Source organism: Pseudomonas lundensis, assembly GCF_015377145.2.
Lineage (GTDB): Bacteria > Pseudomonadota > Gammaproteobacteria > Pseudomonadales > Pseudomonadaceae > Aquipseudomonas > Aquipseudomonas lundensis.
On record NZ_CP062158.2, the window covers coordinates 2,163,732 to 2,176,760 of the forward strand.

The 13,029-nt window shown below is 60.9% G+C and carries 8 protein-coding genes; 4 read left to right on the forward strand and 4 right to left on the reverse strand.

What is annotated here, in order from left to right:
* Positions 1 to 164 precede the first annotated feature (164 nt).
* Genes IF654_RS10280 through IF654_RS10295 form a run of 4 tightly spaced genes read left to right on the forward strand, consistent with a single transcriptional unit; the run spans position 165 to position 9,182 of the window.
* Complete coding sequence (locus IF654_RS10280) at positions 165 to 1,475, forward strand: MdtA/MuxA family multidrug efflux RND transporter periplasmic adaptor subunit (protein ID WP_047282485.1); 1,311 nt, start codon at positions 165 to 167, stop codon at positions 1,473 to 1,475.
* Entirely contained in the window at positions 1,472 to 4,573 is a 3,102-nt protein-coding gene (locus IF654_RS10285) for an MdtB/MuxB family multidrug efflux RND transporter permease subunit (RefSeq protein WP_194862502.1), read from the forward strand. The genes IF654_RS10280 and IF654_RS10285 overlap by 4 nt, the downstream gene beginning before the upstream one ends.
* On the forward strand, positions 4,570 to 7,677 hold the full coding sequence (locus IF654_RS10290) for an efflux RND transporter permease subunit (protein ID WP_047282483.1): 3,108 nt from the start codon (positions 4,570 to 4,572) through the stop codon (positions 7,675 to 7,677). The genes IF654_RS10285 and IF654_RS10290 overlap by 4 nt, the downstream gene beginning before the upstream one ends.
* Complete coding sequence (locus IF654_RS10295; protein ID WP_083293994.1) at positions 7,674 to 9,182, forward strand: efflux transporter outer membrane subunit; 1,509 nt, start codon at positions 7,674 to 7,676, stop codon at positions 9,180 to 9,182. The genes IF654_RS10290 and IF654_RS10295 overlap by 4 nt, the downstream gene beginning before the upstream one ends.
* Positions 9,183 to 9,194: 12 nt before the next feature.
* On the opposite strand, the gene IF654_RS10300 is transcribed toward IF654_RS10295, so the two are convergent.
* From IF654_RS10300 to IF654_RS10315, 4 genes are all read right to left on the reverse strand, one after another.
* Positions 9,195 to 10,271 (reverse strand): GGDEF domain-containing protein, encoded by a 1,077-nt coding sequence (locus IF654_RS10300; protein ID WP_047274854.1) that lies wholly within the window; start codon positions 10,269 to 10,271, stop codon positions 9,195 to 9,197.
* 167 nt (positions 10,272 to 10,438) lie between these two features.
* Entirely contained in the window at positions 10,439 to 11,155 is a 717-nt protein-coding gene (locus tag IF654_RS10305) for an HPP family protein (RefSeq protein ID WP_047277183.1), read from the reverse strand.
* Between the two features lie 177 nt (positions 11,156 to 11,332).
* Complete coding sequence (locus IF654_RS10310) at positions 11,333 to 11,623, reverse strand: type VI secretion system contractile sheath small subunit (protein WP_139047509.1); 291 nt, start codon at positions 11,621 to 11,623, stop codon at positions 11,333 to 11,335.
* Positions 11,624 to 12,079: 456 nt separating this feature from the next.
* A complete protein-coding gene (locus tag IF654_RS10315) occupies positions 12,080 to 13,000 on the reverse strand; it encodes a MurR/RpiR family transcriptional regulator (protein WP_047274848.1) in 921 nt (306 codons plus the stop codon).
* Positions 13,001 to 13,029 lie beyond the last annotated feature (29 nt).

Sequence of the window (13,029 nt, forward strand, 5' to 3'; positions counted from 1 at the left end):
TTTTATTTCAGTGCCTGCGCGTCGCTTTGGCCTGCACAGCGCTAAATCGCTGCCCTGAACCCGCCCCAGACACCCCGCTTACGTAAATACCCGGTAAAGAACCTTTTCTTAACGGTCCACACTGCTTATCGTTCAGCCTTCCTGAATATAAGCCCACGCGCCCAATGGTTGATCACTCCATGCAATCCACTGTTTCACACAAATCCCGTCGCTGGCTGGTTGGCCTTTTGCTCGTGTTGGTCGTCGTCGGCCTGTGCTGGTGGCTGTGGCCGTCTTCGTCGAAAAAACAGCAGGGCGCCCAGCCTGAAGGGCACACCGGCAAGTCGGGCATGATGCGCCCCGGCTTTGGCGGCTCGACCCTGGCGGTGCCGGTAAGGGTGTCTGAAGTGAAGCGCGGGGATTTCCCGGTGTTCTACAAGGCGCTGGGCACCGTGACGGCGCTCAACACCATCAATGTGCGCAGCCGCGTGGCAGGGGAGTTGGTCAAGGTTTACTTCAAGGAAGGGCAGATGGTCAAAGCGGGCGACCTGCTGGCTGAAATCGATCCGCGCAGCTACCAAAATGCCTTGCTCCAGGCCGAAGGCACGCTGTTGCAGAACCAGGCCCAACTCAAGAATGCTCAAGTCGATGTGCAGCGCTATCGCGGCCTGTATGCCGAAGACAGTATCGCCAAGCAGACACTGGACACGGCCGAAGCGTTGGTCAGCCAGTACCAGGGCACCGTGAAAACCAATCAGGCAGCGGTCAACGACGCCAAGCTCAACCTCGAATTCACCAAGATCCGCGCCCCCATCAGCGGCCGCGTAGGCCTGCGCCAACTGGACGTCGGCAATCTGGTCGCGGCCAACGACACCACTGCGCTGGTGGTCATTACCCAGACCGAGCCGATTGTGGTCAGCTTCACCTTGCCCGAGAACGATCTGGCGCTGGTGATCGCGCGTTATCGTTCGGGTGCCAAATTGCCGGTTCAGGCGTGGGACCGCGGGGACCGCAAAGAGTTGGCCGTGGGTGTGTTGAGCAGCATCGACAACCAAATTGATATCACCACCGGCACCCTAAAATTCAAGGCACTGTTCGAAAACCGTGACCAGGCGCTGTTCCCCAATCAGTTTGTGAACGTGCGCTTGCTGGCCGACACCCTCAAAGATGTGATTCTCGCCCCTTCGGCTGCCATTCAGTTCGGCACCAACGGTTCGTTCGTGTACGCCCTGGACGGCGACAACAAGGTCAAGATTCGCAGCATCAAAGTGGGCGCCACTGACGGCGACGTCACCGTGATTGAAGAAGGGCTGGCGCCGGGTGACCGCGTAGTGCTTGAAGGCACGGACCGCCTGCGTGATGGCGGCGCGGTCGAAGTGGTCAACGACAGCGCCGAGGTGCCTGCGACCCCGGCATCGCACCTGCAAGGCGGGCCAGCGGCGGGTGATGCTACGACCCCGGCCATCGACGCTGCCAAGACCAAGGCCCACGAATGAATCTGTCGCGGCTGTTTATCCTGCGCCCGGTCGCAACCACGCTGTGCATGCTGGCCATCGTGTTGTCCGGGATCATCGCCTACCGCCTGTTGCCGGTATCGGCCTTGCCCCAGGTGGATTACCCGACCATCCGTGTCATGACGCTGTACCCCGGCGCCAGCCCGGATGTGATGACCAGTGCCGTGACGGCGCCCCTGGAGCGCCAGTTCGGGCAGATGCCGGGGCTGACGCAAATGGCGTCCACCAGCTCTGGCGGCGCTTCGGTGCTGACCTTGCGGTTCAACCTCGACATCAACATGGACGTGGCCGAGCAGCAGGTGCAGGCCGCGATCAATGCCGCGAGCAACCTGTTGCCGAGCGATTTGCCAGCACCGCCGGTGTACAACAAGGTCAACCCGGCCGATACGCCGGTACTGACCTTGGCCATTACCTCCAAAACCATGCTGCTGCCCAAGCTCAATGACCTGGTCGATACGCGCATGGCGCAAAAAATCGCCCAGATCAGCGGCGTGGGCATGGTCAGCATCGCGGGCGGTCAGCGTCAGGCGGTGCGGATCAAGGTCAACCCTGAAGCCTTGGCGGCCAATGGCCTGAACCTGGCCGATGTGCGCGCGTTGATCGGTGCGTCCAACGTCAACCAGCCCAAGGGCAACTTTGACGGCCCGACCCGGGTGTCGATGCTCGACGCCAACGACCAGCTCAAAACCCCGCAGGAATACGCCGAGCTGATCCTCGCCTACAACAACGGCGCGCCTTTGCGCCTCAAGGACGTGGCCGAGATTGTCGACGGCGCCGAAAACGAGCGCCTCGCGGCCTGGGCCAACGAGAACCAGGCGGTCCTGCTCAATATCCAGCGCCAGCCGGGCGCCAACGTGATCGAAGTTGTCGATCGCATCAAGGCGTTGCTGCCCAGCATCACCGACAACTTGCCCGCGGGGATCGACGTCACGGTGCTGACCGACCGCACGCAAACCATTCGCGCTTCGGTGCGTGACGTGCAGCATGAACTGCTGATCGCCATCGCCCTGGTGGTGATGGTCACGTTCCTGTTTCTGCGCCGTGCCAGCGCCACCCTCATTCCCTCGATTGCCGTGCCGCTGTCATTGATCGGCACTTTCGGCGTGATGTACCTGGCGGGTTTTTCCATCAATAACCTGACCTTGATGGCGCTCACCATCGCCACCGGCTTTGTGGTGGACGATGCCATCGTGATGCTGGAAAACATCTCGCGCTACATCGAGGAAGGCGACAGCCCGATGCAGGCGGCGCTCAAAGGCGCCAAACAGATTGGCTTTACCCTGATTTCCCTGACGCTGTCGCTGATCGCCGTGTTGATTCCGTTGCTGTTCATGGCGGACGTGGTGGGGCGGTTGTTCCGCGAGTTTGCCATCACCCTGGCGGTGGCGATCCTGATCTCGCTGGTGGTGTCACTGACCCTCACGCCGATGATGTGCGCGCGTTTGCTCAAGCCTGAACCCAAAGAAGAAGAGCAGGGCCGCTTTTACCGGGCCAGCGGTGCGTTCATCGACTGGATGATCGGGCAGTATGGCCGCCTGTTGCAGTGGGTACTCAAGCACCAGCCACTGACGTTGCTGGTGGCCATCGGCACGCTGGCGCTGACGGTGTTTCTGTACCTGATCGTGCCCAAGGGCTTCTTCCCGGTGCAGGACACCGGGGTGATACAAGGCATTTCCGAAGCGCCGCAGTCGATTTCGTTTGGCGCCATGAGCCAGCGTCAGCAGGAGCTGGGTGCAATCATCCTGCAAGACCCGGACGTTGAAAGCCTGTCGTCGTACATCGGTGTCGACGGCGATAACGCCACGCTCAACAGCGGCCGCATGCTGATCAACCTCAAGCCCCACAGCGAACGCAGCGACAGCGCCGCGCAGGTGATTGCGCGCCTGCAGCCGCAGCTCGACACATTGGTGGGCATCCGTCTGTTCATGCAGCCGGTGCAAGACTTGACCATTGAAGACCGGGTGAGCCGTACGCAGTATCAATTCAGCCTGTCATCACCGGATGCCGACTTGCTGAGCACCTGGAGCCAAAAACTGGTCACCGCGTTGTCCAACCAGCCTGAGCTGACGGATGTCGCCAGCGACCTGCAGGACAAAGGCTTGCAGGTGTACCTGGTGATTGACCGCGATGCCGCTTCGCGCCTCGGGGTGTCGGTGGCCAATATCACCGATGCGCTGTACGACGCCTTCGGTCAGCGGCAGATTTCCACCATCTACACCCAGGCCAACCAATACCGCGTGGTCTTGCAGGCGCAAGACGGCGAGAAAATCGGCCCGCAAGCGCTGGACCAGATCCATGTCAAAACCACCGACGGCGGGCAGGTGCGCTTGTCCAGCCTGGCCAAGGTCGAAGAGCGTCAGGCGCAACTGGCGGTGTCGCATATCGGCCAGTTCCCGTCCGTCATGGTGTCGTTCAATCTGGCCCCCGGCGTGGCGCTGGGGCAAGCCGTTGAGCTGATCGATCAGGTGCAAAAAGACATCGGCATGCCGGTGGGCGTGCAGACCCAATTCCAGGGCGCGGCGCAAGCGTTTCAGGCATCGTTGTCGAGCACCTTACTGCTGATTCTGGCGGCGGTGGTGACCATGTACATCGTGCTCGGTGTGCTTTACGAAAGTTACATTCACCCGATCACCATCCTGTCGACCTTGCCGTCGGCAGCGGTCGGTGCGTTGCTGGCGCTGATCCTCAGCGGCAATGATCTGGGGATGATCGCCATCATCGGCATCATCCTGTTGATCGGCATCGTGAAAAAGAACGCGATCATGATGATCGACTTTGCCCTCGACGCAGAGCGCAATCAGGGCATGGCCCCGGAGCAGGCCATTTACCAGGCCGCCTTGCTGCGTTTCAGGCCGATCCTGATGACCACGCTGGCCGCCCTGTTCGGGGCCGTGCCGTTGATGCTGGCGACCGGCTCTGGCGCGGAACTGCGTCAGCCATTGGGTCTGGTCATGGTCGGCGGTTTGCTGGTGAGTCAGGTATTGACGCTGTTCACCACGCCGGTGATTTACCTGTACTTCGACCGCTTGGGCCGCCGCTGGCGCGGTGACGCGGGCGAACCTGAGCAGGCGCCGCTATGAACCTGTCCGGCCCTTTCATCCGGCGACCCGTTGCCACCCTGCTGCTGAGCCTCGCGATCATGCTGCTGGGCGGGGTCAGTTTCGGTTTGTTGCCGGTTTCGCCCTTGCCACAGATGGACTTCCCGGTGATCGTGGTCTCGGCCAGCTTGCCGGGCGCCAGCCCCGAGGTCATGGCCTCCACGGTGGCCACCCCGCTGGAGCGCTCATTCGGCGCGATTGCCGGGGTCAACACCATGAGCAGCCGTTCGAGTCAGGGCTCGACGCGGGTGATTCTGCAATTCGATCAGGACCGCGACATCAATGGCGCCGCCCGCGAAGTGCAGGCGGCGATCAACGCGTCGCGCAACCTGTTGCCCAGCGGCATGCGCAGCATGCCGACCTACAAAAAGGTCAACCCGTCGCAAGCGCCCATCATGGTGCTTTCGCTGACCTCGGATGTGCTGTCCAAGGGCGAGCTGTACGACTTGGCCTCCACCATCCTGTCGCAAAGCCTGTCGCAAGTACCGGGGGTGGGCGAAGTGCAGATCGGCGGCAGTTCGCTGCCCGCCGTGCGCATCGAACTGGAGCCGCAATTGCTCAACCAGTACGGCGTGTCGCTGGACGAGGTGCGCAACACCATTGCCAACGCCAACGTGCGCCGACCCAAGGGCGCGGTGTCCGATGGCGAGCGTAATTGGCAGATTCAGGCCAACGATCAACTGGAGAAGGCCAAGGATTACGAGCCGCTGATTATCCGCTATCAGGATGGCGCGGCGCTGCGCCTGAGCCATGTGGCGAAGGTTCAGGACAGTGTCGAAGACCGCTACAACAGTGGTTTTTTCAACAATGACGCGGCCGTATTGCTGGTGGTCAACCGGCAGGCGGGGGCCAACATTATCGAGACCGTGAACGCGATCAAGGCCCAGTTGCCTGCGCTGCAAGCGGTGTTGCCGGCCAGCGTGAAACTCAACCTGGCGATGGACCGCTCGCCGGTGATCAAGGCCACCTTGCATGAAGCGGAAATGACCTTGCTGATCGCCGTGGCGCTGGTGATTCTGGTGGTGTTCCTGTTTCTCGGCAATTTCCGCGCCTCGCTGATTCCGACGCTGGCCGTACCCGTTTCGCTGGTGGGCACCTTTGCCATCATGTACCTCTACGGTTTTTCGCTGAACAACCTGTCGCTGATGGCGCTGATTCTGGCCACGGGGCTGGTGGTGGACGATGCGATTGTGGTGCTGGAGAACATCTCGCGTCACATCGATGCCGGGATCGCGCCGATGAAGGCAGCGTACCTGGGGGCGAAGGAAGTCGGGTTTACCCTGTTGTCGATGAACGTGTCGCTGGTGGCGGTGTTTCTGTCGATCCTGTTCATGGGCGGCATCATTGAAAGCCTGTTCCGCGAGTTCTCCATCACCCTGGCCGCGTCCATCGTGGTGTCGCTGGTGGTGTCGCTGACCTTGACCCCGATGCTCTGCGCCCGCTGGCTCAAGCCCCATGTGCCGGGCACTGAAAACGCCATGCAGCGCTGGAGCAACAGGCTCAACGAGCGCATGGTCAACGGTTATGCCCGCAGCCTGGACTGGGTGCTGCGGCACAAGCGGCTGACCCTGTTCAGTTTGCTGGTCACCATTGGGGTCAACGTGGCGCTGTACGTCGTGGTGCCCAAAACCTTCATGCCGCAGCAGGACACCGGGCAATTGATCGGGTTCGTGCGCGGGGATGACGGCCTGTCGTTCAGCGTGATGCAACCCAAGATGGAGATATTCCGCAAAGCCGTGCTGGCTGACCCGGCGGTTGAGAGCGTGGCGGGCTTCATTGGCGGCAACGGTGGCACCAACAACGCCCTCATGATCGTGCGCCTCAAGCCGATTTCCGAGCGCAAGATTTCGGCGCAAAAGGTCATTGAGCGCCTGCGCGCAACCCTGCCTAAGGTCCCGGGCGGGCGCCTGATGTTGATGGCCGATCAGGATTTGCAGTTTGGCGGCGGTCGCGAGCAAACCAGTTCGCAATATTCGTACATCTTGCAAAGCGGCGACCTCAGCGAGCTGCGCACCTGGTACCCAAAAGTGGTCGAAGCCCTCAAGGCGCTGCCAGAGTTGACCGCCATTGACGCCCGTGAGGGGCGCGGCGCGCAGCAAGTCACGCTGATGGTCGACCGCGATCAGGCCAAGCGCCTCGGGGTGGACATGAACATGGTCACCGCCGTGCTCAACAACGCCTACAGCCAGCGTCAGATTTCGACCATTTACGACAGCCTGAACCAATACCGGGTGGTCATGGAGGTCAACCCCCAATACGCCCGAGACCCGGAAACCCTGAATCAGGTGCAAGTCATCACGGCGGACGGGCAGCGCATCCCGCTGTCCACCATCGCCCATTATGAAAACAGCCTGCAAGACGACCGGGTCGAACACGAAGGGCAGTTTGCCTCGGAAACCATTGCTTTCGACCTGGCCAACGGCGTGTCGCTGGAGCAGGGCACGGCGGCCATCGAGCGGGCCATTGCCAAACTCGGTTTGCCTGAAGACGTGATCGCCAAAATGGCCGGCACCGGCGATGCCTTTGCTGCCACGCAAAAAAGCCAGCCGTTTATGATCCTGGGCGCGCTGGTGGCGGTGTACCTGGTGCTGGGGATTCTGTACGAAAGCTACATTCACCCGCTGACCATTCTCTCGACCTTGCCTTCGGCCGGGGTGGGCGCGCTGTTGAGCATTTACCTCACTGGCGGGGAGTTCAGCCTGATCTCGCTGCTGGGGCTGTTCCTGTTGATCGGCGTGGTCAAGAAAAACGCCATTCTGATGATCGACCTGGCCTTGCAGCTGGAGCGCCACGCGGGCATGAGCCCGCAGGAGTCGATTCGCAGTGCCTGCTTGCAACGTTTACGGCCGATCCTGATGACCACGCTCGCCGCCTTGCTGGGCGCCTTGCCGCTGATGCTCAGCCATGCCGAAGGCGCAGAAATGCGTCAGCCACTGGGTCTAACCATTATCGGCGGCCTGATTTTCAGCCAGATTTTGACCCTGTACACCACCCCGGTGGTTTACCTCTATCTCGACCGTGTGCGCCATCGCTTCAACCAATGGCGCGGCGTGCGCACTGATGCAGCCCTGGAAACTCCGCTATGACGTCTCGTTTGCTTGACCTTGCCCCGGCCCTGTCGCCTCAACGTTGGGCGTTGGCCCGTGGCTCGCGCCTGCTGGGGCTGGTGTTGTCCGGGCTGTTGCTCAGTGCCTGCGCCGTTGGCCCGGATTATCAGCGCCCCGAAGCGGCCACGCCCGTGGCCTTCAAGGAAGCCGCGGGCTGGCGCCAGGCCACCCCCGGCGATGCGCTGGAAAGAGGCGCGTGGTGGGAGTTGTACGGTGATCCCCAGCTCAACGGGCTGGTGGAATCCCTCAACCGCTCCAACCAGACCGTGGCGCAGTCCGAAGCCCAGTTCCGTCAGGCCCAAGCCCTGGTGCGCAGCGCGCGCGGTGCGTTCTTTCCCAGTGCCGACCTGAGCGTGGGCAAGACCCGTTCGAGTCAGGGCACGGGCAGTTCCAATTCCAGCCTGACCAGTTCCAGCAGCGGCATTCGCGACACCCTCAATGCTCAGGTCGGCGTGAGCTGGGAGGCTGACGTGTGGGGCAAATTGCGACGCGGGCTGGAGGCCAACACCGCCAGCGCCGAAGCCAGCCTGGCCGACCTGGCCGCCATGCGCCTGAGCCAGCAATCCGAGCTGGTGCAGAACTACCTGCAATTGCGGGTGATCGACCAGCAAAAGCGCTTGCTGGAGGCCACCGTACAGGCCTATGAGCGTTCGCTGAAAATGAGCGAAAACCAGTACCGGGCCGGGATCTCGGGCAAAGATGCCGTGGCGCAGGCGCAAACCCAGTTGCGTAACACGCAAGCCAACCTGATCGACCTGATCTGGCAACGTGCGCAGTTTGAAAACGCAATCGCAGTGCTGACCGGTCAACCGCCCGCCGGTTTCAAGCTGGCTGAAAGCCAGAGCGTGCCAGCGTTGCCTTCCATTCCCCTGAGCGTGCCCTCGCAATGGCTGGAGCGGCGTCCGGACATCGCGTCGGCAGAGCGCGCGATCATCGCCGCCAACGCCAATATCGGCGTGGCCAAGGCGGCCTACTACCCGGATTTCAGCCTGAGCTTGCAGGGCGGGTACAGCAGCAGTACCTACGAAGACTGGATCAGTGTGCCGAACCGCTTCTGGTCGGTGGGGCCGAAACTGTCGTTGCCGTTGTTCGACGGGGGCCAGCGCTCGGCTGAAGTGGATCGCAATGAAGCGGTCTATGACCAGACGGTCGCCAAATACCGCCAGACCGTGCTGGATGGTTTTCGCGAGGTGGAAAATTACCTGGCGCAGTTGAAAGTGCTGGAGGACGAGGCCGTGGTGCAACGTCAGGCGCTGGAGTCGGCCCGTGAGTCACTGCGTTTGACCCGCAATCAGTACAAGGCCGGGTTGATTGCCTATCTGGACGTGGTGGTGGTGCAAGCCACGGCCCTGAATGCGGAGCGCACCATGCTCACGCTGGAGCAAAATCGTTTGCTTGCCAGCGTGAAACTGATTGCCGCGCTGGGCGGTGGCTGGGACGGCAACACTGATCTGAGCGCCCGTGAAAAGGCTGACAAGCCGTAACGCCGTGGGGGGTTAACGATGAAACGTAAACCGGTCTTTGCCAGCGTTTTTTGACGCGTACAGCGCTTTGTCGGCCTTGGCCAGCGCCTGGTTCAGTGTGTCCTGATCCTCAACCCTGACCAGGCCGATGCTGACGGTCACCGGATGGGCCGCCGGGTCATTGCGCACCCGGCTGCACAGCGCCGTCATCAGTGCCTCGACATCTTCGCGCCGCACACCGGACAGGTACACCGCGAATTCCTCACCCCCCAATCGTGCATATTCATACCCGCGCATGACGGCTTTGATGCTGGCGGCTGTGCGCTTGAGCACTTCATCGCCGATGTCATGGCCGTACAGGTCATTCACTTTTTTAAAATTGTCGATGTCGATCATCGCCAGATAGTGGTCGTGTTCGCGCGGAAGCTGGGTCAGCAAATCGGTGGCGCGGGCCATGAAAGAACGTCGGTTGGGGATCTCGGTCAGGGTGTCGATGTACGCCTGAGTCAGCAACAGCTTGGACATGGTGTAGTTGTAGAGTTTGATTTGCCGCAGCTTGAAAAAACTGTAAATGGTCAGGCCGCTGAGAAACACGAAGTAACACAGGATCAACGTGCCGCGCAGGTCGAAGAACTCGACATCGGTCATCAAAAACGGGTTGAGCACCACCCAGGTCGCCCCGACCACCGACAGAAAGCCCCAGCGGCTCAGGGGCAGCACCGAGGCGTTGTACAGCAGGCTGGACGTGGCAAGGATCAACCAGATGGGCTGTGCGTTGTCGGGCAAGCCAAACACGATCAGGCGAATGCCCGACGTAATCACCAGCACATAAATCAGATTGAGCACGTTGAAGTGACGGGCCTTGCGGATAAACCCGAGCACGATGGTCAACACCACCATGGCCCCGAAATAGAGCATTGAGAGGGCGGTAAAGCCTTGCTGGCCCTTGAAGCTGACAATCAGGTCGAACAGCAGCCAGATCACGATGCTGGCGATGTACGTCAGCCTGCAGAAGGTGCGCAGCTTTTCAAAATCGTGTTGGGCAAATTCAGCTTGCAAAGCAGGAGGCGCGGCGTGCTTTGAGATTTCATTTTCGATGGTCTTGAGCATTGCAAGCCTTGATCACGGTCGTTGAAGAGGGCGTCCAGCGGTCGCGGATCCGTCTCATCAAGGGCATCAAGATAAAGCCCCCCGGACCACGCACCGATAACCCTAGCAGGACTTTGAGGGGTAACCGTGCGGATCGTTCAGGGGCCTTGGCAATACGCAGCACGCGCTCAGTCGGCGTGGGAAAGCACCTCGCCCACGCTGCGGCGGCGGGCGTAGTGTTCACTGGTGCGGATCAGCTCTTCGAGATCCTGGGGGGTGACATCAATGAACGCGTCCATCTTGGCCAGCGCCTGTTGCAAGTCCTCGGCAGTAATGCCGGGATCCCCTTCGTCGGGGGGCGTTATCACGCTGGGGGCGGGTTCGGCGGCCTTTTTCGGATAGCGCACACGGGTCAGGTTGTTGTAGGCCAGTGCCGCGAGGAGCATGCACACGGCACTGAGCATGACCGGGGCCAGCAGCTCCCAGCCCAGGCGGGCGCTGTCCGGGTCCGCCAGGACCACCAGCAGGGCCAGCGCTCCGGCCGGCGGGTGCAGGCAGCGCAGCAGGCACATCACCAACAGCGCAATGCCAACGGCCAGGCAGGCGCTGGCTAAGTCCCGGCCGAAAAAATGCACGACGATCAGCGACACGACAGTGGCGCACAAGTAGCCGCCGAGGATCGACCACGGCTGCGCCAGTGCCCCGGAGGAGACGGCAAATAACAGAATCGCGGAAGCGCCCAGCGGGCCGATCAGGTGCATGGCGATGGGCAGGCCAAAAAACAGGCTGCACAGCCACACGCTAAACAGGGTGCCCAGGGACACGCCAAGGGCGGCGCGGCTCCATTCAAGAGGGCGGGTATGTGTAGCCGCAGGCAAAAGGCGGCTGATCCAGCGGGTTTGCATGGTGGGAAGCGTCCGGGAGGGTCAGTCAGCAGGTCAAAAAAGGGCCTGGCGGGAGACCCGGCAAGCCCTTGAACAGTTCCTTCATGGGGGAAGGGACCGGCGTAGTCTGACCACTGCCGATACAATCCGCAAATTCATAATAATGAGGGTTGAGTGCATTAATTTTGATGGCGAATGCTAGCTGACCAAACCTGCCCCTGAATCGGCCAATTTGCCCAGCACCCGGTCATGCACGTCATTGCTCAACAGTTGGCGTTCAAGGAGCTGATGCAGGTCGGCACTGGGGCTCATCGAACCTTTGAGCACAAGCAAGGCATCGCGAAGTTTTACCAGCCTGCTCAGTTCAGGCTTGTGCATCATGTCTCGCCTGTCGGCCATTGGCCGGGTGACGTCACGCGGGGTTGAAGGGGCATGGGTGGATTGCTCGGGCAGGTAACGGTCGTTGGCCAAAAAAACTTCACTCGTCATGTTGTACTCCATTTATCCAGGGACTTTGGGCGCGCTTCCTTGATGACAATTCAAAGGGACGCACACAGGTGTGCAATCCCTTGAAACAACAGTTCTGGGGGGGTGAGCTCAGCAAATCGGTTTAAGGGTGGGAACACATCGCGTGCAGCAACTGGCGGCAGATCCGGTTGCGATACAACGGGTGACACAAACGGCGTTTACACGGCCCGAGATCTTAGATCCAAAGGGGCGATTGTAAGGCCGTGTGCAAGGGACATGTTGTCAGGCAGTGAGTAGCTGGCGATAAGATTTACGGAGAAAGTCGTAGGAGCTTTCAAATTTCGGGGACGGAGTTTTTGTTTTCCCATTCCTGACGCTCTTTAGGCGCAAGGTGTACACACGCTGATGCAAAAGCCTTACAGCGATTGTCGACCACCCTCGCTGGATCAGGTTGCACGCGTTTGCATCGACGTGGCGTTAATCGTCAAACCCGACCTGTTCGTGAATCTCGTCGACTTTCAGTTCGAGGCGGTAGGCCACGGCAATGAACAATGCCTGACACAGGCACAGCGTCGCGCTCAGTGAGCGGAACGCAAACGAGCTGCCTTCATTGACCAGCAATACGCTGTTGGCGCGCTTGGCCAGCGGCGACAGGTTGCTGTCTGTAATGATCAGGGTCTTGGCCTGATGCAGCTGGGCAATGCGCAGGCAATGCTGGGTTTCCTTGCCATACGGCGTGAAGCTGATGGCAATCACCAGGTCGTTGGCGCGCACGCTGCGCATTTGCTCGCGGTAGCTGCCGCCCAGCCCGGACACCAGATGAATGCGTTTATTGGTGTGTTGCAGGTTGTAGACCAGGTAATCGGCCACGGCGAAGGAGCGTCGCACGCCGACCACGTAAATGTTGTCAGCGTTGACCACCAGGTCCACGGCCTTGTCGAAGGCCTGATCGTCCAGTTCCAGCCCGAGGCGTTCAATGCCCGACAGCGTGGCGTTGATGCACTCGCGCGCCAGATCGCCGCCGCTGGCCTTTTGCGACTTGTTGGCAATCATGTTGCGGATGCGCTGCTGGTAGTTCTGCACCGGGGTCGTCTTGTGGGTGTACGCCTCGCGGAACAGGGCCTGCATTTCGCTGAAACCGCTGAACCCGAACCGCTGGGAAAACCGCACGATGGCCGACGGATGCACGTCGCACTCGCGCGCAATGTCACTGATGCGGTCCACCATGATCCGGTCGCTTTGCTGGCTCATGTAGCTGGCAATGCGCTTGAGCTGGCGCGGCAAGCTCTCGTATTCCTCGGTAATGAGTTGCAACAGACGCTCGGCACTCACCGGCGGGCTGGTCAATGCGCGCTCTGGCGTTTGCTCGACGGATGCCGGCTGATCGGTGGATGACATAGTGGAGTCCTTATCAATGGCGCGGGTTG

What these genes read in the sequence shown, in the direction of transcription:
- IF654_RS10300 (WP_047274854.1), bottom strand. Translation starts at nt 10,271, where the DNA reads ATGCTCAAGACCATCGAAAATGAAATCTCAAAGCACGCCGCGCCTCCT.
- IF654_RS10315 (WP_047274848.1), bottom strand. Translation starts at nt 13,000, where the DNA reads ATGTCATCCACCGATCAGCCGGCATCCGTCGAGCAAACGCCAGAGCGC.
- IF654_RS10305 (WP_047277183.1), bottom strand. Translation starts at nt 11,155, where the DNA reads ATGCAAACCCGCTGGATCAGCCGCCTTTTGCCTGCGGCTACACATACC.
- IF654_RS10310 (WP_139047509.1), bottom strand. Translation starts at nt 11,623, where the DNA reads ATGACGAGTGAAGTTTTTTTGGCCAACGACCGTTACCTGCCCGAGCAA.
- IF654_RS10285 (WP_194862502.1), top strand. Translation starts at nt 1,472, where the DNA reads ATGAATCTGTCGCGGCTGTTTATCCTGCGCCCGGTCGCAACCACGCTG.
- IF654_RS10295 (WP_083293994.1), top strand. Translation starts at nt 7,674, where the DNA reads ATGACGTCTCGTTTGCTTGACCTTGCCCCGGCCCTGTCGCCTCAACGT.
- IF654_RS10290 (WP_047282483.1), top strand. Translation starts at nt 4,570, where the DNA reads ATGAACCTGTCCGGCCCTTTCATCCGGCGACCCGTTGCCACCCTGCTG.
- IF654_RS10280 (WP_047282485.1), top strand. Translation starts at nt 165, where the DNA reads ATGGTTGATCACTCCATGCAATCCACTGTTTCACACAAATCCCGTCGC.